Source organism: Enterobacter cloacae complex sp. 309I3, from assembly GCF_050031595.1.
GTDB lineage: Bacteria > Pseudomonadota > Gammaproteobacteria > Enterobacterales > Enterobacteriaceae > Enterobacter > Enterobacter cloacae.
Genome location: NZ_JBLGWI010000001.1, coordinates 1,476,214 through 1,502,872, shown reverse-complemented (window position 1 = coordinate 1,502,872; position 26,659 = coordinate 1,476,214). Strand labels below are relative to the sequence as shown.

The following is a 26,659-nucleotide window of genomic DNA, read 5'->3' as shown; positions in this document are numbered from 1 at the left end:
AACCTTTCCTGTAACAGAACGTTTCCAGCATCAGTTATCTTGTTCAAATCACAAAGGATTTCTGTTGCTAAATACTCATACTGCGCGTCAACGCCGTTACATTCATCCAGATTATTCCTAATCTGACAGGCGATAAAACCAGCAACGCTTATCCATTTTACGGATTTTCCCTGGTTTTTTTTCAACAGTAGCTCAACCGTTGCGCCATATTTCAATTACACTGCGGCTTTTACCCTATTTGACAAAAATTGACAGGAGAAAGGATGCCAGGGATATCCCGCACGTCATCGGTCTGGATGCCGGTTGCTGTAATTCTGATTGCGATGCTGTCCATACAGAGTGGCGCGTCCCTCGCGAAATCGCTCTTTCCACTGGTAGGCGCACCGGGGGTGACTGCCCTGCGTATCGCTTTGGGTACCCTGATCCTCGTGGTCATTTTTAAACCCTGGCGGTTGCGCGTCAAAAAAGAACAGCGCCTCCCGCTGCTTTTCTACGGGCTGGCGCTGGGGGCCATGAACTATATGTTCTATCTCTCTATCCAGACCATTCCGCTGGGGATTGCCGTCGCGCTGGAATTTACCGGCCCGCTGGCGGTGGCCCTTTTCTCCTCCCGACGGCCTGTCGATTTTATCTGGGTGGTGCTAGCGGTTCTGGGGTTGTGGTTCCTCTTGCCACTGGGCCAGAGCGTCTCTGAAATCGACCTGACGGGTGCCGCGCTGGCTCTGGGCGCCGGAGCCTGCTGGGCGGTGTATATCCTCACGGGTCAGCGCGCCGGCGAAGAGCACGGCCCGGCGACCGTCGCGCTGGGCTCGCTCATTGCCGCCATCATCTTTGTTCCGCTGGGTATGGCTCAGGCGACAGACTCTATCTGGCAGTGGTCAGTGATGCCGGTGGGTTTTGCTGTCGCCATCCTCTCAACGGCTCTGCCTTATTCACTGGAGATGATTGCCCTCACGCGGCTGCCGACGCGCATCTTCGGTACCCTGATGAGCATGGAGCCTGCACTGGCCGCCATCTCCGGTATGGTATTCCTTGGGGAAACCCTCACATTTACCCAGACGCTGGCGCTGTGCTCCATTATTGCGGCGTCGATGGGATCAACGCTCACCATGCGCCCTGAGCCAAAAGTTGAGAAAGTGGACATCCGCTAATACCGTATATTCTGCATGGCCTCGGTGCCATGCAGAATAAAGGCCAGTTCTGTATTATTTATAATTTCTTACATTCTTCGCCATCGAAAAGTCATATTTCCCTCACCCTTAATGGGAAATAGAGAATTAAGATTGATCTGTGTCAATTTTAAAAAATACCATACAATTCAACCAGTTAATAATTCAACTCCCTTCTTACTATTAAACCAATAGGCACAGCCAAACCGCAGGGAAAAAATCCGGTGCTATACTTAGTTCCGTAATTACCTGGGACATAAACATCAAGAGGATATGAGATTATGAGTACCGCTAAACTGGTGAAAACGAAAGCGTCTAATCTGCTTTATACCCGTAACGATGTATCGGACAGCGACAAAAAAGCAACGATTGAGTTGCTGAATCGCCAGGTGATCCAGTTCATCGATCTTTCGCTGATCACCAAACAGGCCCACTGGAATATGCGCGGTGCAAACTTTATTGCCGTTCATGAAATGCTGGATGGCTTCCGCACAGCACTGGTCACCCACCTGGACACCATGGCCGAACGCGCCGTGCAGTTAGGCGGTGTGGCGTTGGGTACCACGCAGGTGATTAACAGCAAAACGCCACTGAAAAGCTATCCGCTGGATATTCACACCGTTCAGGATCACCTGAAAGAGCTGGCAGACCGTTATGCGATTGTGGCTAACGACGTGCGTAAAGCGATTAGCCAGGCAAAAGACGAAGATACTGCGGACATCTTCACCGCCGCGTCTCGCGACCTGGATCAATTCCTGTGGTTTATCGAATCTAACATCGAATAATCCATACGAATTTTCTATCAAACCCTCGCCTCTGGTGAGGGTTTTGCACATTTATGGTGCACACTTTTCCACTGAGACGCTGCAAAAGTGAAAGAAATGTAATAATCACCTCACACAACCGTTAACGGAAGATTGTTTTTTCATCATTATTTGCGCTAAATATCTCCCCGTCAGTTGAGCCAAACGACGCGCACCAAAACGGTGCTCCACCTTGGTGCAATCAGACATCATTGCCACGTTTATTGTGCAATGCATGACATCCTCCCCTTTGCAAAACAACAGCTTGTAAAGTTGGCACGATTTTTTCATTGTGCCTGTCGTTCTCGCAGGGGATCGCCCCGTGGATATAAAAGGAAATGCTATGAAGTCTGTATTAAAAGTTTCACTGGCTGCACTTACCCTGGCTTTTGCGGTCTCTTCTCAGGCCGCCGATAAACTGGTTGTAGCCACCGACACGGCGTTTGTTCCGTTTGAATTCAAACAGGGTGATAAATACGTTGGTTTTGATGTGGATCTGTGGGCCGCAATCGCAAAAGAACTCAAACTGGATTACACCCTGAAGCCAATGGACTTCAGCGGTATCATCCCGGCACTGCAAACCAAAAACGTAGACCTGGCTCTCGCAGGCATCACCATTACTGATGAGCGTAAAAAAGCGATCGACTTCTCTGACGGCTACTACAAAAGCGGCCTGCTGGTGATGGTCAAAGCTGACAATAACGATGTTAAAAGCGTGAAAGATCTCGACGGTAAAGTGGTGGCGGTGAAGAGCGGCACCGGCTCCGTTGATTACGCGAAAGCGAACATCAAAACCAAAGATCTGCGCCAGTTCCCGAACATCGATAACGCCTATATGGAACTTGGTACCAACCGTGCTGACGCGGTTCTGCACGATACGCCTAACATCCTCTATTTCATCAAAACCGCAGGCAACGGTAAGTTCAAAGCGGTAGGTGAGTCTCTGGAAGCACAGCAGTACGGTATTGCCTTCCCGAAAGGCAGCGACGACCTGCGTACGAAAGTTAACGGCGCGCTGAAAACCCTGAAAGAGAACGGCACGTATAACGAAACCTACAAAAAATGGTTCGGTACCGAGCCTAAATAATTTTACCTGAATTCAGGTTTGTAACGCCCGGTGACGCTCACGCTTACCGGGCCTACGTTTTTCGTTTTTCACCACGGTATACAGGAATACATCATGCAGTTTGACTGGAGCGCCATCTGGCCTGCCATTCCTCTCTTGCTTGAAGGCGCTAAAATGACCCTGTGGATTTCGGTCCTCGGTCTGGTTGGCGGGTTGATTATCGGTCTTGTCGCCGGTTTCGCCCGCACCTACGGTGGCTGGATTGCAAACCACATCGCACTGGTTTTCATCGAAGTGATCCGCGGCACGCCTATTGTCGTACAGGTCATGTTCATCTACTTCGCCCTGCCAATGGCCTTCACCGACCTGCGCATCGACCCGTTCAGCGCCGCCGTCGTGACCATTATGATCAACTCAGGTGCCTACATCGCGGAAATTACGCGCGGTGCGGTGCTGTCGATTCATAAAGGCTTCAGTGAAGCGGGTCTGGCGTTAGGTCTTTCGCGTCGCGAAACCATCCGTCACGTAATTCTGCCTCTGGCGCTGCGCCGCATGCTGCCGCCGCTGGGCAACCAGTGGATCATCAGTATCAAAGACACGTCGCTGTTCATCGTTATCGGCGTTGCTGAACTGACCCGCCAGGGCCAGGAGATCATTGCTGGCAACTTCCGTGCGCTGGAAATCTGGAGTGCGGTAGCCGTTGTCTACCTGATTATCACTCTGGTTCTGAGCTTCGTTCTGCGTCGTCTTGAAAGAAGGATGAAAATCCTGTGATTGAATTTAAAAACGTATCCAAGCACTTTGGTCCAACCCAGGTGCTGCACAATATCGATCTGAGCATCAAACAGGGTGAAGTGGTTGTCATTATCGGGCCCTCTGGCTCCGGTAAATCCACGCTGCTGCGCTGCATCAATAAGCTGGAAGAGATCACCAGTGGCGATCTGATCGTCGATGGTCTGAAGGTAAATGATCCAAAAGTGGATGACCGTCTGATTCGTCAGGAAGCGGGCATGGTGTTCCAGCAGTTTTACCTGTTCCCGCACCTGACGGCGCTGGAAAACGTGATGTTTGGCCCGCTGCGCGTACGCGGTGCCAACAAAGCGGCGGCGGAAGCGCTGGCTAAAGATCTGCTGGCGAAAGTGGGCCTCGCAGAACGTGCTCACCACTACCCTTCTGAACTTTCCGGTGGACAACAGCAGCGTGTGGCTATCGCCCGCGCGCTGGCGGTTAAACCGAAAATGATGCTGTTTGATGAGCCAACCTCCGCACTCGACCCGGAGCTGCGCCACGAGGTGCTGAAAGTCATGCAGGATCTGGCCGAAGAGGGCATGACGATGGTGATCGTGACCCACGAAATCGGCTTCGCCGAGAAAGTAGCGTCCCGCCTTATCTTCATTGATAAAGGCCGTATCGCAGAAGACGGTAACCCGCAGGCGCTGATTGCAAACCCGCCAAGCCAGCGTTTGCAGGAGTTCCTGCAGCACGTCTCCTGATTGCCAGACCTCTGAAATACAAAGCCGGGCATGCCCGGCTTTTTTACGCCAGATTGTTCCCAAAACACGCCCTCCGCTCCCTGCCCTCTATACTTATCATTTTGTTCGACATTTTCACCGGAGGGCACCGTGCCGTGGATCCTGCTGTTGTTGCTTAGCTTGTTTAGTGCGCCATCGATAGCCGTTGCTATCCCCGGCGTCACTACCGGAACGTCCACTGCGCAGCAAAAAACGCCTCCACCGGAACCGGATGCAGAAGAGAAAAAAGCCGCCTACAGTGCCCTTGCCGATGTGTTGGAAAACGACACCTCCAGGCAAGAGTTAGTCGATCAGCTGCGAAAAATTGCCGCCACACCGCCCCAGGATCCCGTTCCAACCATCACTCCGCCGCCGGTAGAAGAGCAAAAAACGGTGCTGGAAAATGTGACCGAGGTTAGCCGCCACTATGCCGATGCCCTCTCCTCGCGCTTTGCCCAGCTCTATCGCAACCTGATGGGCTCTTCGCACAAGCCCTTTAACCCCCGGACGTTTACCGCGGCTGCCACGCAATTTTTACTGCTGGCGTCCGCCGTCTTCATTTTTTACTGGCTGGTGCGCCTGTGTGCGTGGCCCCTGTACCGAAAAATGGGGCAATGGGGTCGCAAGAAGAATCAGCAGAAAAGCAGCTGGTTGCATCTGCCGCTGATGATCGCCACCGCGTTTATCATTGATTTACTGCTGCTGGCGCTGACGCTGTTTACAGGGCAATTGCTGGCCGACAGGCTGAATACCGGCAACAAAACTATCGCCTTCCAGCAGGCGCTGTTCCTGAACGCCTTCGCCGTAATTGAGTTCTTTAAAGCGCTGCTGCGGCTGATATTTTGCCCACGCGTGCCGGATCTTCGCCCTTTCACTATTCGGGATAGCAGCGCCAGATACTGGGCGCTGCGTCTGAGCGTGCTCAGCGGGTTGATTGGTTATGGTCTGCTGGTTGCCGTGCCAATCATCTCCAACCAGGTGAACGTCCAGTCTGGTGCGCTGGCGAATGTGCTGATTATGATCTGCATTACCGTCTGGGCGCTCTACCTCATCTTCCATAACAAAAAGACGATCACCGAGAGCTTGCTGCATCTGGCCGACCGTTCCCTTTCGTTCTTTAGCCTCTTTATTCGCGCTTTTGCCCTGGTGTGGCACTGGCTGGCCAGCGCTTACTTCATTGTGCTGTGCTTCTTCTCGCTGTTCGATCCCGGCAACAGTCTGAAATTTATGATGGGTGCCACGTTTAAAAGCTTGGCCATTATTGGCGTCGCGGCCTTTGTTTCCGGCCTGCTCTCTCGCTGGCTATCGAAAACCATTACCTTGTCTGCTCAGGTCCAGCGCAATTACCCGGAGCTGCAAAAACGGGTGAACGGCTGGCTCTCGGTTTCACTGAAGGTGGCGCGCATTCTCACCGTCTGTGTGGCGATTATGCTGCTGCTCAATGCCTGGGGACTGTTCGATTTCTGGAACTGGCTGCACAACGGCGCGGGGGAAAAGACCGTTGATATTTTAATTCGTATCGCGCTGATCCTGTTCTTCTCTGCCGTAGGCTGGACGCTGCTGGCCAGCCTGATTGAGAACCGCCTGGTCTCTGACATTCACGGCAGGCCGCTGCCAAGCGCGCGTGCCCGCACCTTGCTCACCCTGTTCCGCAACGCGCTGGCGGTTATCATCAGTACCATCACGATTATGATTGTGCTTTCGGAAATTGGCGTGAATATCGCGCCACTGCTGGCCGGTGCGGGTGCGCTGGGTCTGGCTATCTCCTTCGGCTCGCAGACGCTGGTGAAGGACATTATCACCGGTATCTTTATTCAGTTTGAAAACGGCATGAACACCGGGGATCTGGTGACCATCGGGCCGCTGACCGGCACCGTTGAGCGAATGTCGATTCGATCCGTCGGCGTGCGCCAGGACACCGGGGCGTACCATATTATTCCGTGGTCATCGATTACCACCTTCGCCAACTTCGTCCGGGGTATTGGCTCGGTGGTGGCAAATTACGATGTCGATCGTCATGAAGATGCCGATAAAGCCAAACAGGCGCTGCGGGATGCGGTAGATGAGATGATGGCCATAGAGGATATTCGCGGCCTGGTGATTGGCGAGCCGTCGTTTGCCGGTATTGTCGGGCTGACCAACACCGCCTTTACCCTGCGCGTGTCGTTCACCACCCAGCCGCTCAAACAGTGGACGGTACGTTTTGCCCTCGACAGCATGGTGAAAAAACACTTTGATCTGGCGGATGTGCGTATGCCGGTGCAGACGTATCAGGTGCTGCCGCCGCCCGCCTCGCCGCTCCCTCCCCAGGAGCCGACGCTGTAACCGAGCCGGGTGGCGGCTTCGCCTTACCCGGCTTACGACGGCGTGCTATTTGCGACGTTTGTTATCATCCATAAACGTCCAGGCAATAAAGCGGCTCTGTTTTTGTCCTTGCGCCATCTCTTTTTTCACCACCTTCACGGCACCGGCTTCGGTCAGCGCGCGGTAGAGCGGCGGCAGGTTATCGCCGCGCGAAACCAGGGTGGTAAACCATTTCACCTGGCGGGCAAACTGTTTACTTTCCGCGATCATGCGCAGGATAAACGCCACCTCGCCCCCTTCGCACCACAGCTCCTGCTGCTGGCCGCCGAAGTTGAGCGCGCCATCTTCAGCCTGACCCAGATTGCGACGCTTACGTTCGCTCCCGGCGCGGGCGGCAGCCGCTGAATCATGGAATGGCGGGTTGCAGAGGGTGGCGTCGTAGTGCTCGTTCTTGTGGATAATGCCGTTGAAAATAGAGGCGGCATCTTTCTGACGGCGTAAGCGAATAGACCGACTTAAGCCAGGATTGGCATTAATGATCGCCTGCGCGCTGGCAAACGCCTCAGCGCCAATTTCGCTCCCGGTAAAGCGCCAGTGATATTCATGCACGCCGATGAGCGGATAAATCAGGTTCGCGCCGGTCCCAATATCCAGAACCGTGGCCTGCTGAAGAATAACGCCGCCACGATCGTCAGCCAGAAGATCGGCAAGATAGTGGAGATAATCGGCACGCCCCGGCACGGGCGGGCAGAGAAAGCCTTCCGGGATATCCCAGTGCGTAACGCCGTAAAAATGCGCCAGCAGGGCTTTATTCAGCATTTTTACCGCCTGCGGGTCGGCAAAGTTGACCGAAGGCTCACCGGCTGGGGTCTGCACGATGTAGTCCTGCAGCGGAGGGCAGCTCTGGCATAGCGCCTTCATGTCATAGCGGCTGCGGTGGCGATTTCGCGGGTGTAATCCCGGCTTGGAAGTCATGGCATTCTCCTTTAAACAGCGGCGTAAGATACCCTGTGCGGGAGCAACGGTAAATATCTCTCTGCTGTGCGCAAAAAAACGCCATAAATCAGTGATCTTTATGTCGCTGATCTGTCAGCGAATTGTCAATTTATATCGTTCAAAAAATAAGCAGATCATCATCAAATTTTTGCGCTAAATCACACTCGTCAGGCTTCTAAACTTAAAGGGAATCACCTGTTGTTTCCCCCTGAGGATGTGATTATGAAAAAATACCTGACTCTTGTTGTTATCGCTGGCGCGCTGGCGAGTGCGTCATTTTCTGCCATGGCCGTTCAGTCACTGACCGAAAGTACCGATACCAGCCAGCTGCGCCCCGCAGGCACCGTCTCGGTAAGCCGTGCAAGTAACCTTGACGATCTGCAAAACAAGCTGGCCGAAAAAGCGCGCGAAGAAGGTGCGAAAGGCTTCGTGGTGAATTCCGCTGGCGGCGATAACCATATGTATGGCACAGCAACCATCTATAAATAAGTTCCCCTTCCGAGAACCACTGCATCTGGCTGACAGATGCAGTTCTCACCCCCGTCTTGACTGTACGTTTTTTGACCCCATATGAATAAGATACACACCGAACGTGAGGATAAGCCATGGCTTCCGGATGGGCGAATGATGACGCCGTTAACGAACAGATCAACAGTACCATTGAAGATGCCGTTGCCCGTGCTCGCGGTGAAATTCCGCGCGGTGAAAGTTTAACGGAATGTGAAGAGTGCGGAGAAACGATTCCGGAAGCGCGCCGTAAAGCCATGCCCGGAGTACGGTTATGCGTCTCCTGCCAGCAGAATAAAGATTCAAAAAACAAATCACATTCAGGATATAATCGCAGAGGATCGAAAGACAGCCAGTTACGTTGACTTTCCTTTACCGAAGTTCACCGCGCAAGCGATTTCCTTTACGCTCACGATTTTTTAACAGGCGCGTAGCAAAATGTGCCATGAATCATGCGTCTGTAAACCGGAGCGACAAGAACTGTAAATTGCCCTTCTGAATTTATTAATATTCAATAAGTTATTTGTCATTCAATTTTTTTGAGCAACCACGTCAATTCTCTTCGATTTTATCTGCCGAAAAAAAACGTGATACTTATCACATCGACGGAACATCGTCCCCTTAACAGAAAAACCTGCGAGAGATTAATTATGAAAACCATCAAATATGCTGTTGCTGCTGTTGCCCTGTCCGCTCTGTCTTTTGGCGCTTTCGCTGTAGAGCCCGTTTCTTCTGCTCAGGCACAGAACATGAATAAAGTGGGTGTGGTGAGTGCTGATGGCGCAACCACGCTGGACGGTCTGGAAGCCAAACTGGCTGAGAAAGCCGCAGCGGCCGGTGCAAGCGGATACACCATTACCTCCGCTAACGGCAATAACAAGCTGAGCGGCACTGCGGTTATCTACAAATAATCGACTGAATTAATGCTCCACCCTCACCATACCCTCTGGTGAGCTGCTCCAACCCTCATTGACCCTGTTGTTACCCTTGCTTGCCCGTCCGCCACTGGACGGGCTTTTTTTTGCCTAAAACGCCTGTTCCACACGGGCTAACCCCGCCTGGACAGACTCCACTTCTCCGGTTGCCAGCAGGCAGCAGGCCATCTGCAGCTTAAGGGCGTGCGGAACAGGGACATTGCCGGCTAGACACTGCTCAATCCAGTGCGCAGTCGTGTGCGGATCTTTTGCCTCCGGCAACACCACATCTACATTCTCTTCACCCCGCTCCAGCACGGGTCGCGTGCCGGCGGCATCAATCAGCACCAGCTGCGGGCAGCGCTGCGGATTGGCATAAACTTCCCCTTCGGTGCCGTGCATCAGCAGCGCCCTGCCGCCGATATCTTCAAAGAACTTGCCCACCCGCGTGACATACTCCGGGTGCGATACGCTGGAGAGGCGCAGGGCATCCGCTTCACCAAACGGCGTCGCCAGTTTCGCCAGGGTGTGCGCACTGTTGCGCACGCCCATGCGCCAGCGCATATCCAGCTGTTTTTCCAGCGGTGGACAGAGCGCCTTGACCGGAATAAAGACCGGCTGATGACCATCCAGCTTTGCCTGTGCCTGTCCGGCGTGCAGGGTCGGCTCGATACCTAACATGCCGAAAATGGTCTCCGTCAGGACGCGAGTCGGATCTTCGCTAACGCCATGGACAACTACCGGGAACCCGAGCTTATGCAGCAGAATAGCCAGCAGTGGCGTCAGATTCGCCTGTTTGCGCGCGCCGTTGTAGGTAGGGATGACAATCGGCATCGGTCTGGCTACCGGTGGCGTTAAGCGCAGCGTTTGCGCCTGCATCGCGTCATAGAAACCGCGCATCTCCGCTTCGCCTTCACCTTTAATGCGTAGCGCAATCAGGATACCGCCCATCTCCAGATCGGGCACGTCGCCGTTAAGCATATGGGTATACAGCGCACGGGCCGTTTCCTGATCCAGGTCGCGGGCATGGTTTTTCCCCCGCCCTACCTCTTTGATAATTTTACGATAGTCCACGACATCTCTCCTTGCGGCTCTTTGCAGATACTATAGCCCTGATAAATGCCTGGCGGGTAATCATTTTCCTTTCTCTCCCGACACCCTGACAAACGCCCTTCGAGGGTAAAAATGGTCTGAAGATAAATTGAACGAAAAATAGTTCTCAGCGATAGTTCATGCCGAATTAATCAGCCACGTGATGATTAATACCTGAAGTGCCATACTTTCATTCAGAGGATTTAAATGAAAAAAATGATTATTGCGGGGATCGCCGCCGGGATGGCGTGTGCTTCCGTTTCTGTATTTGCGTCCAGTGGTGAAGGTCAAATTAATTTCACAGGTGAGATTATTGATTCTGCATGTACTGTGGTAAACGGTTTAAGCAATCCGCTTAATGTTTCATTAGGTAAGGTGTCTAAATCTGCATTTACCGGAAGTGGTTCGACGACCTCGACAACCCGCTTTAGTATTCAGTTAAAAGATTGTCCTGAAACGGTTACCAGCGCCTCGGTGACATTCGGCGGGACGCCTGACAGTAACAACAAAGATATTCTTGCTGTGACATCAGGAACCGGTTCGGCGTCAGGAGTGGGTGTTCAGTTGCTGGATAAAACGGAAAATCCACTGAGCTTATATACGGCCTCTGCTGCGTATACGCTCACGCCAGGTACCACAACAAACGATCTGCAGTTTGGCGCACGTTATATCCAGACCGGAGGAACGGTGTCTGCCGGACTGGCGAATGCCGCGTCTACCTTCACTATCGTTTACAACTAATAAAACAGATATTAGCTACCCCAGTGGCTAATATCTGTTATTGCTTTATTACGGTGTCACTATGCGAAAATATCTTCTGGCCTCCTCTTTTTTATTTATTGCCTCCGTTGCCCATGCGGGTATTACCATTGGCGGCACACGCGTGGTCTACCCAGAAAGTAAAAAAGAATCCTCTATTGGGATCACCAACCCGGACAATCTCGATTATCTGGTGCAGTCATGGGTCGAGACGGAAGATAACGCACGTGAGAAAGCACCGTTCCTGATCACGCCGCCGCTGTTTCGCCTTGATGCGAAGCAAGAGAACGTTCTGCGCATCATCAGAACCGGGGAAAACTTACCTGCCGATCGCGAATCGCTGTTCTGGCTGAATATTAAATCCATACCCTCTTCTGCGCGCAATGAGAGCGTTAATACGCTGCAGATTGCGATTAAAACCCGCATTAAGCTGCTTTATCGCCCGTCAGGTATTACCGGAAAACCGGAAGATGTCGCCACGCAATTATCCTGGCACACCCGGGGAAACCAGCTGATTGTCGAAAACCCCACGCCGTTTTATATGAATTTCCAGGAAATAACGCTCGACGGTAAAAAGGTCGATAAAGCCACCTATGCCGGCCCAAAAAGTGAAACCCATTTCGCGACACCAGGAAATATTACAGCACACACCGTGACCTGGAAAATCATCAATGATTACGGCGGTATTAGCCAGTCCTATAGCGCACAGATTAAATAACGTCTGGAATAGCGAAAATTATTATGAGCTGGGACTACTCCACCGAACCACCCAAACAGCACGGACGCTCAATGCTTATTGCATTGGGCTGCACGCTGTTGGGTGTGTGCGTGCAAAAAGTGCTGGCCGATGATTATTTCAACCCAGCGCTACTGGATATTGATAACCCAGGCCAGGGTAAAACCGACCTCAGTATTTATGAGATTGGTCCCGGTCAGGCTCCCGGTAAATATCACGTTGACGTTTACGTCAACAATAATAAAGTGGCAAGCAAAGAGATTGAGTTCACGCTGAAGAAAGACGCCAGCGGTAAATCAACCCTGCAGCCGTGCCTTAGCGCCGCCCAGTTAAAAAGCTTCGGTATTAATACCGAAAAATTCGGGCAGGACGATAAGGCGCAGTGTATTGACCTGAGCGTGATCCCCTCCGCCAGCGCAACGTTTCATGTTAATCCGCAGCAGTTGCTGTTAAGCATTCCCCAGACCGCGATTACCCAGGTACCGCGTGATTACGTCGACCCGCAGGAGTATGACGAGGGAATTAACGCCCTGCTGCTCAATTACAGCTTCACCGCCGGGAACAACCGCGGCAAAGGTGAAAACGGTAGCGATCAGCGCAGCGAGTTTCTTAACCTGCGTCCGGGTCTTAACCTCGGGGCGTGGCGTTTTCGTAACTACTCCACCTGGAGCAAAACCAGCGGTGACGGTGACGCAGAGAGCCAGTTTTCTTCGGTCTATACCTACGCCCAGCGCGATATTATCGCCCTTGGCGGGAACGTCACATTCGGCCAAAGCTCTTCCCCTTCCGATGTGTTTGACAGCATCTCTTACACCGGGGCGCAGATCGCCTCGGATGACGACATGCTCCCGGACAGCATGAAGGGCTTTGCGCCGGTGATCCGCGGTACGGCGCACAGTAACGCCCAGGTTATCGTTCGCCAGAATGGTTACGTCATTTACCAGAACTATGTCGCTCCCGGCGCGTTCGAGATTAACGATCTCTACCCCACCGGCGGAAGCGGCGATTTGAACGTCACCGTGAAAGAGACGGACGGCAGCGAACAGCACTTTGTGGTGCCTTATGCGTCAGTGCCGGTGTTGCAGCGTGAAGGCCGCTTTAAATACAGCCTCACCGCGGGGCGCTATCGCAGCTATGACAACGACGTCGAAAAAACCCCGTTTATGCAGGGTACGGCAATCTACGGATTGCCTTACGGCTTTACAGTCTACGGCGGCGTGCAGGCAAGCCAGTATTACGATGCGCTGGCGCTGGGGGTCGGCAAGAATATCGGCGATCTCGGGGCCTTTTCGGTGGATGTCACCGACGCCAAATCAGAGATGCAGGATCAGGATCCCACCCGCGGGCGCTCCTGGCGCATCCGCTACAGCAAAGATTTCGCCACCACCGGTACCCATTTTTCCATTGCTGGCTATCGCTATAACAGCAAGGGGTTCTACACCCTGCAGGACACGCTGGATTCCCATACCCGTAATGACGACTGGGAAACGCCGGACACGCGCCGCAGCCGCGAGGAGGCGACTGTCGACCAGTCCCTGGGCGGGGCGTTTGGTTCCCTGACGTTAAGCCTGGTCAAAGAGAACTACTGGAATTCAAGCCAGGGGATGACCTCACTGAACCTCGGCTACAACAACTCCTGGCACGGGATCAGCTACGGTCTCAGTTACGGACTGGATAAAAACACGCGTGACAGCGGGGATGACAATAATGAGAAAACCAGCGAGCAGACGATTGTATTTAACGTCTCCGTTCCGCTCGATCGCTGGCTCAGCAACACCTGGGTGAACTACAACCTGAACAGCACGAAGCACGAAACAACCCAAAGCGTGGGTCTGAACGGCACGGCGCTGGCCGGTAATAACCTCAGTTGGGGGGTTCAGCAGGGCCATAGTCAGAGCAGTGGTGACAGCACCAGTCTGAATGCCGATTATAAAGGCACCTACGGCGAAGTGAGCGCCGGGTATTCCCAGGATAACCAGCAACAACAGCTCAATGTCGGTCTTCAGGGCAGCATAATCGCCCATGCGCATGGCATCACCCTTGGTCAGCCGATGGGTGAGACCGCTGCGCTGATCGAAGCGCCGGGCGCAGACGACACCAACGTCACCAATCAGACAGGCATTAACACCGATTTTCGCGGCTATGCCATTGTGCCGTACGTTTCGCCATACCGTCACAACACCCTCGCGCTGAACACCGAAACCTTGCCGGAAAATGCCGATATCGACCAGGCCGCCAAAACGGTGACCCCAACGCGCGGCGCCATCGTGCGAGCACATTATGAAACCCACGTAGGCAGTCGGGTGTTGATGATACTAAAACGCGCGGATGGTCGCCCGATCCCCTTTGGCGCAACGGCATCTCAGGCCCATCAGGACGGTGAATTTATCGTAGGCGACGGCGGGCAGGTGTACCTCACCGGTATGCACGAGACAGGTACGGTTAACGTCAGCTGGGGGAAAACCGCCGACAGCCATTGCAAGGCAACTTATCACCTGCCCACCAAAGCCGACGGCCCTGTTCTTAACGTTACGGCGCAGTGTGTATGACCCTTCCCGAGGAAAAAATGAACATGTGTAGATATGTCTTCGCACTGCTGGTTTTACTCACGAGCGCGTGTCTGGTGCCGCATGCCCAGGCGGCAACCTCCTGTGACAGCGCCGATCTGCCTTATACCCTTGATGCGGGCACGCTTTCTGTACCCACAACACTCGATATTGGCGGCGTCATCCCGGGTTCGGCAAAGACCCATACCGTTAACGGCAGCTGTACCGGCACGATGACGAATCACACCCTTATTTCCTGCTATTACGGAACGGGAACGGAAGTGCCTGGCATGCCGGGCGTGTATACCACCAATGTTGACGGCATCGGCATTGAGCTTCTGAACAGCAGCGGGCAGATCGTTCGCGGCAAAGGGTACTCATGCGATACAACCGCCACGCCCATTGGGACGGTCAGCAGCGACAGCGGACAAACATTTTCTTTCAGCTACACCCAGCGGTTAATCAAAACGGCATCACATATCGGTAGCGGTACCCTTTCGCTCGCGCAGGATCCCTATGGATTCGGGGTTTTTAACTCTGTGGGGATTTCTGGTGCACGTAATACCAGCCACTATTCCGCCACGGTCAGCGAAAGAACGGCGACCTGTTCTATTGATCCGTTAAATCTGACGGTGACCCTCGGCAATTTCCCGGTGTCGCAATTTACCCACGTGGGCAGCTATACGGCCTGGAAGTATTTCAACATCACCGCCACCTGTACCGAAGAGGTCAATCTTACGGCCTCGGTAACCAGTGCAAATGGCATCAACAGCCAGTATGCAGATGTCCTGAACCTGACGCCCGGCAGCGACAGCGCCACGGGCGTAGGGGTGAGAATGCTGCTTGACGGTGTCGATCTTAAATACGACTACCCAATCCCGGTGGGTGGAAGAGCCGAACCAGGCGTTCCGGATGTGATCCCCTTCGCGGTGCAGTATTACCAGACGGATGCCAGCGTCACAGCGGGGAAAGCCAATACGATTGCCACCATCGATCTTGAATACCAGTAACGGAGCGAAGATGAAAACGTTATCCCTTTTGCTCGCTCTGACGAGCCTCTCTGCGGGCGCGACCGACGTCACGCTCAATATCGAAGGGAATATTTACGACACCACCTGCCAGGTAGACAGCGCCAGCCAGAACATGGTGGTGGATCTGGGACAGGCCGTCGCCAGTGATTTTAAGGATATCGGCGACACCGGCCCGTGGAAAAACTTCGATTTAAAGCTCACCAATTGTCCGCCCACCCTGACGGTTGCCACCATCAGCGTTGACGGCCCCCGCGATACGGACCACCCCTTTAAATTCGCCAATAGTGGCACCGCCAAAGGAGTGGCATTAGAGCTGGCCGACCGTCTGGATTACATCGTGCTTGCCCCCGAAGCCCGCTTTAGCGTGGTGATTGACGCCGGTACCCACACCGCCGATTTTCCCATGGCGGCACGCTATTACGCTACCGCCCTGCCTGTGACGGCGGGTACCTTCAACAGCGTTGTTCAGGCCACCTTTACTTACCAGTAGGACCGCGCCCCTTAGCACGGATGCTTTTCCGACGCCCGGCAGTCTGTTTTGCCGGGCGTTTTTTTATTTCAGGCACCTCCGGCTGTTCTATCGGGAACACCGGCAGGGCATTCAGCAAGCGCTGACCGTAGTTTTTAGTGAGCAGACGCTTGTCGTAGATCACCACTTCGCCCCAGCAGCCGTGGCTACGAATCAGACGACCCACCTGCTGAATCAGGTTAAACGACGCCGCCGGAAGACTTTGAACCTCAAACGGATAGCGGTTGAGGCTTTTCAGCCATTCTCCTTCGGTGATCACCACCGGGCTGTCGATGGGCGGGAAGGCAATTTTGTGAATATGCACCTGGGTCAGATAGTCGCCCTTCAGATCCAGACCTTCCGCAAACGACTGTAACCCCACCAGCACGCTGCGCTCGCCGTTATCGATGCGCTGGCGGTGGAGCTCTACCAGCCGATAGCGCGGCTGATCGCCCTGCACCAGCAGCAGTAAACGCAGATCGGTAACATGTTCCAGAAAGCGCTGCATGGCGCGTCCGCTGGCAAACAGCACCAGCATGCCGGGGTATTTTTTACTCTCCAGCTGTTCGCGGAAATAGGCGGCCATTTCGGCAATATGCTGCTCTTCGTTATCGATAAGCGGCTCATAGCGCATGCGTGGGATCACCAGCTTGCCCTGCTCGCAGTGATTAAACGGCGAGTCCAGCGCCACGAAGCGGTCCCCCGCTTTTTCCTTCAGGCCGCTCATCTCCTGCAGCCGCGAGAAGCTGTTCAGGGAACGCAAGGTCGCTGACGTTACCACCACGTGCGGCACGCTACGCCAGATCAGCTTTTCCAGCTGATCGGCCACGCGGATGCCCACGCAGTGGAAAAAGAGGTGTACCTGCCCGTCTCTCACTTCGCGGGTGGCCCATTTGGTGACCGGCGCGCCGGACGCCTGCGCCATAGAGGCCAGTCGCCAGAGTTTGCTTTGCGCTTCAAACATGCCCAGCGCACGGTTCATTTGCAGCAGAATACGGTGCAAACGCACCACGTCATGGGTGCCGGTCTTTTCACTGAGATCGTTTAAGAACATCTCGGCCAGGCCGCGCAGCTTTTCCAGATGCTTCGCCAGCTGCTGGCAAATCTCCATCACCTCGTCCGGCAACTCCCCCATGGCAAAACGGTGCTCTGCCTCCTGAGTCGCCGGGAGATACAGATTCAGAATGTTGTTCAGGGATGCGATAAGGCCGTAGACCTCTTCACAGTGTTCACTCAGACGCTCGGGCACCGCCAGCGGCGGCGTGGTTTTGGGACGGAACTGCTCCATGCAGGTGGCCACCAGCTTGCAGAACAGATCGAGCTGCAGGCGGAACCACGGGGCCGTGATTTCAGCACTCATCTCCAGCGCATCCCGGGCTACGTCAGGCAAATGGTGGCCTTCATCAAGTACCAGCAGCAGGTTTTTCGGCTCCGGCAGCACCGCCTCGCTCTCCAGCGCCGCCATCACCAGCGCATGATTGGCGACCACCACTTCCGCTTCCTGGATCTCCCGCCGGGCGACAAAAAACGGGCACTCGCGGTAGTAGTGACAATTACGGTTGAGGCAACTGGCTTTATCGGTGCTGAGCCTGCGCCATAAATCATCGCCGATGGCCTGGCTGGTGTGATCGCGCAAACCGTCCCACCTGTAGCTGTCGAGATCGGCTTTCAGCTTCGCACACTGTTCCTGCTCCGCCTTGTTGTTTGGCGTCAGTTCGTCATCAAGAAACGCCAGCAGATCCTGCTGGGTGGGCTCACTGCTGGCGAGCGCCGCCAGGTTACGCGGGCAGACATAACGTCCGCGGCCAAAGGCGGCGGTAAAACGCAGCTCGGGGATAATTTTGCGCAGCAGCGGCAGGTCTTTGCTGAAGATCTGATCCTGTAGCGCCACGTTAGCGGTGCTGACCACCAGCGTCTTTTGTTCTTCCCGCGCAATAGCGATGCCCGGGATTAAATAAGAGAGGGTTTTACCGACCCCGGTTGGTGCTTCAATCGCCAGATGTCGCCCGTCGTCACCGGCGAGCGTTTTTGCCACATCGGCAATCATCTGCCGCTGTGGTGCCCGGGGGATAAAGTCGGGGATATGCTGCTGGAGTGCCTTATACCAGGCACCAATCTGCGCTTTCAGCGCCGCGGTTAAAGCCATCGGAAAACCTGAAATACTGTATAAACAGCCACTATTGTGGCACTTTATTTTCGTCACCGCAAAAAGAAAAGCCCGGCTTTACGGCCTAATGCCGATCGTTTAATAGTATTTGAACGATCCTGCCAGTAAGAGACAATCCAGGTTCATTCCCTCTAAACCCGGATTTTTTATGTCTGAATACGATATGCGGCTCTGTCTCCGTCTGGCTCACGGTTCCTGTTGAGGATGCACGAGCGCCCTGATAAGCCACGTTGTAATGACATAACCCCGAATGATGTCTCGCCACTCCGCTTGATCGTATATCACCAATCGGACATTAGGTTTGTTATGCCTAAAATCAGGGATAAGGGGGCAAGGCTAGATCACTCCAGCCTTTGGCGGTTATCTCACTTTCTTGAAAATGAGCAGAATCAACACGGTAGTAACAACGTAACCGAAGAGCGAAACATGAATCAGTCTGTCGTAATACTGATCAAATTCAGCAACCACAGCATTACAGGCTTCAATCGTGATCGTCTTTTCGTTGAGTATGTCTGTGTATTTTCTCGTTATCCCATAATCTAAAACAATAACCAAAATGGATGCTATGTAAATGAAAGAAATCGTGATTATGCTTCCCCATCGGATGATAAATTTTGTTCTACTCGTCAAGGTCATATGACCCCCCCAAGACGCCACCAACCGTACCGCCAGAATAACCAGACGCTGAACCTAATTTTGAGGCTCCCGCTGCAAGGTTTTTCTCTATAGCGTTTTCTTCACCAGCAGTGTAATTGTCTATGTTTGGATACTGTTCTTTGAATTCGTTGGTAACTTCAGTTACTTGCATCGAACTTAAGCTACTGCTTTTGCGAATAAGATAATTTTGTAGAGACAAAGGCACTGCAAAGTCTTCCTCGCTTTCAATCGGTAATTGTGTTGTAGTCGATGTGTAGCTTGTTTCGAAAACGTTTGAGCCTGATTTACGAATTACCTGAACAGTATGCGTTGTACAGTTGCTACCAGTCAGATCATAGACGTCAATTACTCTTCCCCTGAGTTTGGTTCTTTCACCCATTTTCTCTGTAGGGATTGGCTTTGCTCCTGAGTTACAAAGGTTTTTAAACAATGAGCGTGTCTCAGCTACGGATGCATCATCAATCTTGAATACCCGAGCATTAACTTTATAAAGTTCTTCACGGTAGTAGCTACGAGCATCCTCTCCGGTAAAGAAGTTGAGTATTCCATCGCCTGTAAAGTTAGCTGGACCTCTTCTACCAAATCGCCCATAGGTGTATACGTAGATCGAATTATTCTGATGTACGGATACAAAGGCGTGTCCTGCGTCAGTGGTTTCAGTCCAGATGTAAACACCATTCAATAACGGGTTATCTTCTGGCTCGCAGGTGTCAGCAAAGCTATCAATTTTAGGATCTGCAATCGGGCCAGGGAGAACGGGAAACTCAACGATGTGAGATTGGGCGGTGTTGGCTTTCGCTGGCTCTGTAGAAAATTCGTAAGTATCGAAGATAGAAGGGATAAAACGTGATTTGCAGGGGCAAGAGCTACGGCTGTGCAGTGTTCCGGCAATCCTTTTACCATGTATTTCATCGTTTTCAAGCCCTCCCACTATGCGGAATCTGCCAGCATGTTTCCCACATGTCACTTGATGCCCTTCACAAGCCATGTCTCTAGAAAAAAACTGATGATCGATACATCCTTCAATAATCCGACCACCGCAAACCGTTTTATCACCCCTGAATAAGTAGTGACCAATAGCCATTTATTTTTATCCCTGTGTTGGTTTGAAATCCTTAAGAAAAGTGTAGGCTTTTGCCGGTGGTGAGTAAATGAGCAGTTGTAACAAAGTGATAGGTAATTAGAGGGGCTGTATATCGATTTGCCTTCCTCTGTGGCGTTTATTCCCCTGTTTTGCGTTTTGACAGTGAGGCTGTGGGTTATCTGGAGTATCTCGGCAACATGCCGTTGGCTGAACGGATTACAAATGCTGCTGTATTCGAAGATGTGTATCGCTTCCTGATGAATGGTTCGGGGCGGCTGGATCTGCGCCGCGCTGACGTGGCAGCTGTCCGTGTCTTCTTATGGAATTATCAATACCGCCGCAGTGCGGTGACAGGTAAGCTGCTGCGCCTTGCATCAGCCGTGCTGGATCACTGCCATAGCACCGGGCGCGTGCGTACTGTGGGGCATCGTTCTGCTAATACTGCTGAGGGAGGCCGATTCGTTGGGCCAACATGCGGTGTTAGCGTTACGAATCTAAGGGCTATGGTTGCCCGGGTCTGCGGTAAAGGTACAGCAGTAAATATACCTAAATATCTGAAAGGAATGAGGGAAAATGTAAAATCCTTCTTTTTGCCGGAAAAAAGAAAGCACCGAAGACATGATCGTTCGGTGCTTTATGTTCCGCCTAAATATCCGTTCAGCTTTAAGTCACGTGAGGCTTAAGTGAACGGCATTAGGCTTTACGGCCGGGCTTCCAGATTACTGTGGGTTAGCCGGTTTACGCGGACGGCGACGGCGCTGCCCTTCGCCTGCCGGTTTCCCTTCGCCGTCGCGGCGAGGCGGTTTATTGCCCGACTTAGGCGCACCGCCTTCGGCACGGCGTGGCTGCTGCAGACCACGGCCGCCGCCCTGACCGCGTCCACCGCCGCCACGCTGCTGGCGACCATTCTGAATTGGCTCCGCTTTGATGGACGGATCCACTTCGTACCCCGGCGTTTCAATACGCGGGATCTCTTTCTTCAGCAGACGTTCGATATCGCGCAGCAGTTTGTGTTCATCCACGCAGACCAGCGAGAGCGCTTCGCCAGTGGCCGCCGCACGACCAGTACGGCCGATACGGTGAACATAGTCTTCCGGCACGTTTGGCAGCTCGTAGTTCACCACGTGCGGCAGCTCTTCAATGTCCAGACCACGGGCAGCGATGTCGGTGGCCACCAGCACGCGGATATCACCGGATTTAAAGTCCGCCAGCGCACGGGTACGCGCCCCCTGGCTCTTGTTACCGTGGATAGCCGCACTGCGAATACCGTCTTTGTTCAGCTGTTCCGCCAGGTGGTTTGCACCGTGCTTGGTACGGGTAAAGACCAGCACCTGCTGCCAGTTACCCTGACCAATCATCTGGGAGAGCAGTTCCCGCTTACGCTTTTTATCAACGAAATGGACGTGCTGGGTCACCTGCTCAGAGGCGGTGTTGCGGCGCGCCACTTCAACTTCCAGCGGGTTATGCAGCAGCTTTTCAGCCAGCGCTTTGATCTCGTCGGAGAAGGTCGCGGAGAACAGCAGGTTCTGACGGCGCGGCGGGAGCTTAGCCAGCACGCGGCGAATATCGTGGATAAAGCCCATGTCGAGCATGCGGTCGGCTTCGTCCAGCACCAGAATTTCAACGTTATCTAGCTTCACGGCGTTCTGATGTTCCAGATCCAGCAGACGGCCCGGCGTTGCCACCAGCACGTCCACGCCGCCGCGCAGTTTCATCATCTGTGGGTTAATGCTCACACCGCCGAAAACCACCAGCGAACGAATGTTGAGATAGCGGCTGTAATCACGCACGTTCTCGCCAATCTGCGCCGCCAGCTCGCGGGTTGGGGTGAGGATCAGCGCACGAACCGGGCGACGCCCCTTCGCGTGCGGCTGATTTTTTACCAGCAGCTCTAACAGTGGCAGGGTGAAGCCTGCGGTTTTACCGGTCCCGGTCTGGGCACTGGCCATCAGGTCACGGCCCTGCAGAACGGCAGGGATCGCCTGCTGCTGGATTGGGGTTGGCTCAACGTAGCCCTGCTCTGCGATCGCGCGCAGAATTTCCGGGTTCAGGCCAAGGGAATCAAAAGACATAAAAACTCCGAACCGCCCCGACCATCACAGGTGTAGTTTTCAGGGAGATATAACAATTAGGAGGACAAAAACCACAATGTCGCGAAGGGGCGGAGTGTAGCAGCTTTTGTGACGTGGCGCATAAAATATCCCTCCACCTTCCCTCGACGATTTCGCTAATCAGGCATAATCTTAATCAATCGATTGATTAATTTTTAATGCCGCTATGAATACAACCCCGACAACCTCTAAAGGCGAACAGGCCAAAAGCCAGCTTATTGCTGCCGCGCTGGCGCAGTTTGGTGAGTATGGCTTACACGCCACCACCCGGGATATCGCGGCGCAGGCCGGGCAAAACATTGCGGCTATCCCCTACTATTTTGGCTCAAAAGAGGATTTATACCTCGCCTGTGCCCAGTGGATCGCCGATTTTATTGGCACGCAGTTTCACCCGCACGTGGAGGAAGCCACCGCGCTGCTCAGCCAGACGTCGCCCGATCGTGACGCTATCCGCCAGCTGATCCTCAACGCCTGCCACAACATGATCCGCCTGCTGACGCACGACGACACGCTGAACCTGAGTCGTTTTATCTCCCGTGAACAGCTCTTCCCCACTGCCGCCTACCAGCTGGTGCATGACCAGGTGATTGCCCCGATGCACACGCACCTGACCCGGCTGATCGCGGCCTATACCGGGCAAGACGCCAACGATACCGCTACGATTTTGCATACCCACGCCCTGCTGGGTGAGATTCTGGCCTTCCGTCTGGGGCGAGAAACGATTCTGTTACGCACCGGCTGGACACAATTTGATGAGGATAAAGCCGCGCAGATTAGCCAGGTTATCACCTGTCATCTGGATCTGATCCTGCAAGGCTTAACGCAAAGGAGCCTGAAGTCATGAAAAAACCTGTCGCCATCATTCTGGTGGTTGTTGTTTTGCTTGCCGCAGGCGTCGGTGGCTGGCTGTGGTATCAAAGCCATCAGGATCGCGGCCTGACGCTGTACGGTAACGTTGATATTCGCACCGTGAATATGAGCTTCCGCGTCGGGGGGCGGCTGGCGTCGCTTAACGTGGATGAGGGCGACACCATCAAAACCGGGCAGACGCTGGGGATGCTTGATAAAGCGCCCTACGAGAACGCGTTAATGCAGGCAAAAGCCGGGGTTTCCGTCGCCCAGGCGCAATATGATCTGATGCTGGCCGGTTATCGTGACGAAGAGATTGCCCAGGCTGCTGCCGCAGTCAAACAGGCGCAGGCGGCCTATGACTATGCGCAGAATTTCTATGCCCGCCAGCAGGGGCTGTGGAAAAGCCGCACTATTTCGGCCAACGATCTGGAAAACGCCCGTTCATCACGCGATCAGGCTCAGGCAACGCTGAAATCCGCACAGGACAAACTGAGTCAGTACCACACCGGTAACCGCCCGCAGGATATCGCCCAGGCCAAAGCCAGCCTTGAACAGGCGCAGGCCCAGCTGGCCCAGGCGGAACTCGATCTGCATGACACCACGCTGGTGGCACCGTCTGACGGCACGCTGATGACCCGCGCCGTGGAGCCCGGCAGCATGCTCAACGCCGGAAGCACCGTTTTAACCCTGTCGCTCACCCGTCCGGTATGGGTGCGCGCCTACATTGATGAACCAAACCTCGGCCAGATGCAGCCGGGTCGCGAACTGTTGCTCTATACCGACGGTCGTCCGGATAAGCCGTATCACGGCAAAGTGGGCTTTGTTTCACCCACCGCTGAGTTCACGCCAAAAACGGTGGAAACGCCGGATCTGCGTACCGACCTGGTGTATCGCCTGCGCATCATCGTCACCGATGCGGACGACGCGCTGCGCCAGGGCATGCCAGTCACCGTAAAAGTGAACAGCGGGGAACGACATGAATGACGCGGTTATCCGGCTCGACAATCTGGTCAAACGCTTCGCGGGCATGGAAAAACCGGCCGTCGCGCCGCTGAACTGTACCATCCAGAAAGGCTATGTGACGGGGCTGGTTGGCCCGGACGGCGCAGGCAAAACCACGTTGATGCGGATGCTGGCAGGCCTGCTTAAGCCCGATGAAGGGGCGGCCAGCGTGCTCGGGCTCGATCCGATTAAAGATGACGGTGCACTCCACGCCATGCTCGGCTATATGCCGCAGAAGTTTGGTCTCTATGAAGACCTGACGGTGATGGAGAACCTTAATCTGTACGCCGATCTGCGCAGCGTGACCGGTGAAACCCGTCAGCAGACTTTCGCCCGTCTGCTGTCCTTCACCTCCCTCGGTCCCTTCACCGATCGTCTGGCGGGCAAGCTCTCCGGCGGGATGAAGCAAAAGCTGGGGCTGGCCTGTACGCTGGTCGGCGAGCCGAAAGTGCTGCTGCTGGATGAGCCCGGCGTGGGCGTGGACCCCATTTCACGCCGCGAGCTGTGGCAGATGGTGCACGAGCTGGCCGGTGACGGAATGCTGATCCTCTGGAGCACCTCCTATCTGGATGAAGCCGAGCAGTGTCGCGATGTGCTGCTGATGAACGAAGGCGAGCTGCTTTATCAGGGAGAACCGACGAAGCTGACCCAAAGCATGGCCGGACGCAGTTTCCTGATGCACAGCCAGCAGGAGTCGAACCGCAAACTGCTGCAACGGGTGCTGAAGCTGCCCCAGGTCAGCGACGGGATGATTCAGGGCCGTTCGGTGCGCGTGATCCTGACCAAAGAGGCGACCGAAGCGGATATTCGTCACGCGCCGGGCATGCCTGACATTGAGATGGAAGAGACGGCTCCCCGCTTTGAGGACGCGTTTATCGATCTGCTGGGCGGAGCGGGTACTTCGGAATCGCCGCTCGGGGCGATCCTGCACACGGTGGAAGGTACGGCGGGTGAGACGGTGATCGAAGCCAAATCCCTGACCAAAAAATTCGGTGATTTCGCCGCCACCGATAACGTCAATTTCGCGGTGAAACGCGGTGAAATTTTTGGCCTGCTCGGGCCAAACGGCGCGGGGAAATCCACCACCTTTAAGATGATGTGTGGCCTGCTGGTGCCTACGTCCGGCAAAGCGCTGGTACTGGATATGGATTTGAAAGTCAGCTCCGGCAAGGCGCGCCAGCATCTGGGGTATATGGCGCAGAAGTTCTCGCTGTACGGCAACCTGACGGTCGAGCAAAACCTGCGCTTTTTCTCCGGCGTTTACGGCCTGCGAGGGCGTGCCCAGGACGAGAAAATCCACCGCATGAGCGAGGCGTTTGGCCTGACAGCTATCGCTTCCCACGCCACGGATGAGCTGCCCCTGGGATTCAAACAGCGGCTGGCGCTGGCCTGCTCGCTGATGCACGAGCCCGATATTCTGTTTCTGGATGAACCCACGTCAGGTGTTGATCCCCTCACCCGCCGCGAGTTCTGGCTGCACATCAACAGCATGGTGGAGAAAGGGGTAACGGTGATGGTAACCACCCACTTTATGGACGAGGCGGAGTATTGCGACCGTATCGGGCTGGTCTATCGCGGCAAGTTGATTGCCCACGGCACGCCGGATGACCTGAAAGCCCAGGCTGCAGACGACGAGGTGCCGGACCCGACCATGGAGCAGGCGTTTATCACCCTCATCCACGACTGGGATAAGGAGAATGCCGATGCGCAATAAGGCGATTTCCTGGCGCCGGGTGCGCGCGCTGTGCATCAAAGAGACGCGTCAGATCGTGCGTGACCCCAGCAGCTGGCTGATTGCGGTGGTTATCCCGCTTCTGCTGCTGTTTATCTTCGGCTATGGGATCAACCTCGACTCCAGCAAGCTGCGGGTCGGGATATTACTGGAGCAACAGAGCGAAGAGGCGCTGGACTTCACCCACGCCATGACCGGCTCGCCCTACATTGACGCCACCATCAGCGACAACCGGCAAGCGCTTATTCAGAAGATGCAGGCCGGGAAAATCCGCGGTCTGGTGGTGATCCCGGTCGATTTTGCCGCCAACATGGCGCGGGCAAATACCGCTGCGCCGATCCAGGTGATCACTGACGGCAGCGAGCCGAATACCGCCAACTTTGTCCAGGGCTACGTAGAGGGGATCTGGCAGCTCTGGCAGATGCAGCGCGCTGAAGACCGGGGCGAAACGTTCGAACCGCTGATCGACGTACAGATGCGCTACTGGTTTAACCCTGCCGCCATCAGCCAGCATTTTATTATCCCGGGTGCGGTCACCATCATTATGACGGTGATTGGCGCAATCCTGACCTCGCTGGTGATTGCCCGCGAGTGGGAGCGCGGCACCATGGAAGCGCTGCTTTCAACCGAAGTGACGCGCCTTGAGCTGCTGCTGTGTAAGCTTATCCCCTACTACTTCCTCGGCATGCTGGCGATGCTGCTCTGTATGCTGGTCTCGGTGTTTATCCTCGGGGTGCCGTACCGCGGCTCACTGGTGCTGCTCTTTTTCATTACCAGCCTCTTCCTGCTGAGCACGCTGGGCATGGGGCTGCTCATCTCCACCGTCACCCGCAACCAGTTTAACGCCGCGCAGGTGGCGCTGAACGCCGCCTTTTTACCGTCGATTATGCTGTCCGGGTTTATCTTCCAGATAGACAGCATGCCCGCGGTGATCCGTGCCGTGACCTACATAATTCCGGCGCGCTATTTCGTCAGCACGCTGCAAAGCCTGTTCCTGGCGGGGAATATTCCGGTAGTGCTGATTATCAATACCCTGTTTTTGCTGGCGTCGGCGGCGATGTTTATTGGGCTGACGTGGATGAAAACCAAACGGCGTCTGGATTAAGGAGCGA

The 26,659-nt window shown here is 54.4% G+C and carries 23 protein-coding genes and 1 pseudogene; 19 read left to right on the top strand and 5 right to left on the bottom strand.

All coding sequences use genetic code 11. The annotated features are described in order from the left end of the window. Nucleotides 1–263: 263 nt before the first annotated feature. From rhtA to ybiO, 6 genes are all read left to right on the top strand, one after another. On the top strand, nucleotides 264–1,151 hold the full coding sequence (gene rhtA, locus ACQG22_RS07045; RefSeq protein ID WP_013097462.1) for a threonine/homoserine exporter RhtA: 888 nt from the start codon (nucleotides 264–266) through the stop codon (nucleotides 1,149–1,151). 299 nt (nucleotides 1,152–1,450) lie between these two features. Further along, a complete protein-coding gene (gene dps / locus ACQG22_RS07040; protein WP_013097463.1) occupies nucleotides 1,451–1,954 on the top strand; it encodes a DNA starvation/stationary phase protection protein Dps in 504 nt (167 codons plus the stop codon). A gap of 361 nt (nucleotides 1,955–2,315) precedes the next feature. After that, the gene (gene glnH / locus ACQG22_RS07035; RefSeq protein WP_369706380.1) at nucleotides 2,316–3,059 is read left to right on the top strand and encodes a glutamine ABC transporter substrate-binding protein GlnH; all 744 of its coding nucleotides are present in this window, start codon (nucleotides 2,316–2,318) and stop codon (nucleotides 3,057–3,059) included. A gap of 93 nt (nucleotides 3,060–3,152) precedes the next feature. Beyond that, nucleotides 3,153–3,812 carry a glutamine ABC transporter permease GlnP gene (glnP, locus tag ACQG22_RS07030; protein WP_003858462.1) on the top strand — a complete coding sequence of 220 codons (660 nt, stop codon included), beginning with the start codon at nucleotides 3,153–3,155 and terminating at the stop codon, nucleotides 3,810–3,812. Beyond that, complete coding sequence (gene glnQ, locus ACQG22_RS07025; protein ID WP_013097465.1) at nucleotides 3,809–4,531, top strand: glutamine ABC transporter ATP-binding protein GlnQ; 723 nt, start codon at nucleotides 3,809–3,811, stop codon at nucleotides 4,529–4,531. Before glnP ends, glnQ begins: the two co-directional genes overlap by 4 nt. 129 nt (nucleotides 4,532–4,660) lie before the next feature. Beyond that, nucleotides 4,661–6,874 carry a mechanosensitive channel protein gene (gene ybiO, locus ACQG22_RS07020; protein WP_129327601.1) on the top strand — a complete coding sequence of 738 codons (2,214 nt, stop codon included), beginning with the start codon at nucleotides 4,661–4,663 and terminating at the stop codon, nucleotides 6,872–6,874. 45 nt (nucleotides 6,875–6,919) lie between these two features. On the opposite strand, the gene rlmF is transcribed toward ybiO, so the two are convergent. After that, nucleotides 6,920–7,828: a 23S rRNA (adenine(1618)-N(6))-methyltransferase RlmF gene (gene rlmF, locus ACQG22_RS07015; protein ID WP_335280639.1), complete on the bottom strand. Its 909-nt coding sequence runs from the start codon at nucleotides 7,826–7,828 to the stop codon at nucleotides 6,920–6,922. Nucleotides 7,829–8,071: 243 nt separating this feature from the next. On the opposite strand from rlmF, the gene mcbA reads away from it, so the two are divergent. The 3 genes from mcbA (at nucleotide 8,072) to ybiJ (ending at nucleotide 9,267) form a co-directional block, all read left to right on the top strand. Beyond that, complete coding sequence (mcbA, locus tag ACQG22_RS07010) at nucleotides 8,072–8,338, top strand: DUF1471 family periplasmic protein McbA (RefSeq protein WP_013097469.1); 267 nt, start codon at nucleotides 8,072–8,074, stop codon at nucleotides 8,336–8,338. A gap of 116 nt (nucleotides 8,339–8,454) precedes the next feature. Then, nucleotides 8,455–8,721, top strand: a complete 267-nt coding sequence (locus ACQG22_RS07005) for a DksA/TraR family C4-type zinc finger protein (protein ID WP_013097470.1) — start codon at nucleotides 8,455–8,457, stop codon at nucleotides 8,719–8,721. Nucleotides 8,722–9,006: 285 nt separating this feature from the next. Then, a complete protein-coding gene (gene ybiJ / locus ACQG22_RS07000; protein WP_013097471.1) occupies nucleotides 9,007–9,267 on the top strand; it encodes a DUF1471 family protein YbiJ in 261 nt (86 codons plus the stop codon). Between the two features lie 114 nt (nucleotides 9,268–9,381). Here ybiJ and ybiB read toward each other — a convergent pair whose 3' ends face one another. Further along, nucleotides 9,382–10,344 carry a DNA-binding protein YbiB gene (gene ybiB / locus ACQG22_RS06995; protein WP_029882476.1) on the bottom strand — a complete coding sequence of 321 codons (963 nt, stop codon included), beginning with the start codon at nucleotides 10,342–10,344 and terminating at the stop codon, nucleotides 9,382–9,384. Between the two features lie 225 nt (nucleotides 10,345–10,569). Between ybiB and ACQG22_RS06990 the strand changes: the two genes are divergently transcribed. The 5 genes from ACQG22_RS06990 to ACQG22_RS06970 all read left to right on the top strand — a co-directional run bounded on the left by ACQG22_RS06990 (nucleotide 10,570) and on the right by ACQG22_RS06970 (nucleotide 15,924). Beyond that, nucleotides 10,570–11,103, top strand: a complete 534-nt coding sequence (locus tag ACQG22_RS06990; protein WP_029882477.1) for a fimbrial protein — start codon at nucleotides 10,570–10,572, stop codon at nucleotides 11,101–11,103. Between the two features lie 61 nt (nucleotides 11,104–11,164). Next, entirely contained in the window at nucleotides 11,165–11,839 is a 675-nt protein-coding gene (locus ACQG22_RS06985; protein WP_058683724.1) for a fimbrial biogenesis chaperone, read from the top strand. A gap of 71 nt (nucleotides 11,840–11,910) precedes the next feature. Next, nucleotides 11,911–14,406, top strand: coding sequence for a fimbria/pilus outer membrane usher protein (locus ACQG22_RS06980; protein WP_426711496.1), 2,496 nt, complete (start codon nucleotides 11,911–11,913; stop codon nucleotides 14,404–14,406). 23 nt (nucleotides 14,407–14,429) lie between these two features. Further along, nucleotides 14,430–15,413 carry a fimbrial protein gene (locus ACQG22_RS06975; protein ID WP_013097476.1) on the top strand — a complete coding sequence of 328 codons (984 nt, stop codon included), beginning with the start codon at nucleotides 14,430–14,432 and terminating at the stop codon, nucleotides 15,411–15,413. 10 nt (nucleotides 15,414–15,423) lie between these two features. Next, nucleotides 15,424–15,924, top strand: a complete 501-nt coding sequence (locus tag ACQG22_RS06970; protein ID WP_038984985.1) for a fimbrial protein — start codon at nucleotides 15,424–15,426, stop codon at nucleotides 15,922–15,924. Here ACQG22_RS06970 and dinG read toward each other — a convergent pair. Together dinG and ACQG22_RS06960 are read right to left on the bottom strand one after the other, a co-directional pair. Continuing rightward, nucleotides 15,911–18,088 carry an ATP-dependent DNA helicase DinG gene (dinG, locus tag ACQG22_RS06965; RefSeq protein WP_369706378.1) on the bottom strand — a complete coding sequence of 726 codons (2,178 nt, stop codon included), beginning with the start codon at nucleotides 18,086–18,088 and terminating at the stop codon, nucleotides 15,911–15,913. The two genes, ACQG22_RS06970 and dinG, sit on opposite strands and share 14 nt — an antisense overlap. A gap of 640 nt (nucleotides 18,089–18,728) precedes the next feature. Continuing rightward, nucleotides 18,729–19,850, bottom strand: coding sequence for a PAAR domain-containing protein (locus ACQG22_RS06960; RefSeq protein ID WP_369706377.1), 1,122 nt, complete (start codon nucleotides 19,848–19,850; stop codon nucleotides 18,729–18,731). 197 nt (nucleotides 19,851–20,047) lie between these two features. On the opposite strand from ACQG22_RS06960, the pseudogene ACQG22_RS06955 reads away from it, so the two are divergent. Further along, nucleotides 20,048–20,359: pseudogene (locus tag ACQG22_RS06955) on the top strand (endonuclease domain-containing protein); the annotation flags it as partial. 210 nt (nucleotides 20,360–20,569) lie between these two features. Here ACQG22_RS06955 and rhlE read toward each other — a convergent pair. Continuing rightward, nucleotides 20,570–21,922 carry an ATP-dependent RNA helicase RhlE gene (gene rhlE / locus ACQG22_RS06950; protein WP_310864436.1) on the bottom strand — a complete coding sequence of 451 codons (1,353 nt, stop codon included), beginning with the start codon at nucleotides 21,920–21,922 and terminating at the stop codon, nucleotides 20,570–20,572. Between the two features lie 205 nt (nucleotides 21,923–22,127). Between rhlE and cecR the strand changes: the two genes are divergently transcribed. From cecR to ACQG22_RS06930, 4 genes are read left to right on the top strand one after another with little or no spacing between them, the layout of a single operon-like run. Further along, the gene (gene cecR / locus ACQG22_RS06945; protein WP_058683720.1) at nucleotides 22,128–22,805 is read left to right on the top strand and encodes a transcriptional regulator CecR; all 678 of its coding nucleotides are present in this window, start codon (nucleotides 22,128–22,130) and stop codon (nucleotides 22,803–22,805) included. Further along, a complete protein-coding gene (gene hlyD, locus ACQG22_RS06940; RefSeq protein WP_013097481.1) occupies nucleotides 22,802–23,797 on the top strand; it encodes a secretion protein HlyD in 996 nt (331 codons plus the stop codon). The genes cecR and hlyD overlap by 4 nt, the downstream gene beginning before the upstream one ends. Continuing rightward, nucleotides 23,790–25,529, top strand: a complete 1,740-nt coding sequence (locus ACQG22_RS06935) for an ATP-binding cassette domain-containing protein (protein WP_058683719.1) — start codon at nucleotides 23,790–23,792, stop codon at nucleotides 25,527–25,529. The genes hlyD and ACQG22_RS06935 overlap by 8 nt, the downstream gene beginning before the upstream one ends. Further along, on the top strand, nucleotides 25,519–26,652 hold the full coding sequence (locus ACQG22_RS06930) for an ABC transporter permease (RefSeq protein WP_058683718.1): 1,134 nt from the start codon (nucleotides 25,519–25,521) through the stop codon (nucleotides 26,650–26,652). Before ACQG22_RS06935 ends, ACQG22_RS06930 begins: the two co-directional genes overlap by 11 nt. Nucleotides 26,653–26,659: the final 7 nt, after the last annotated feature.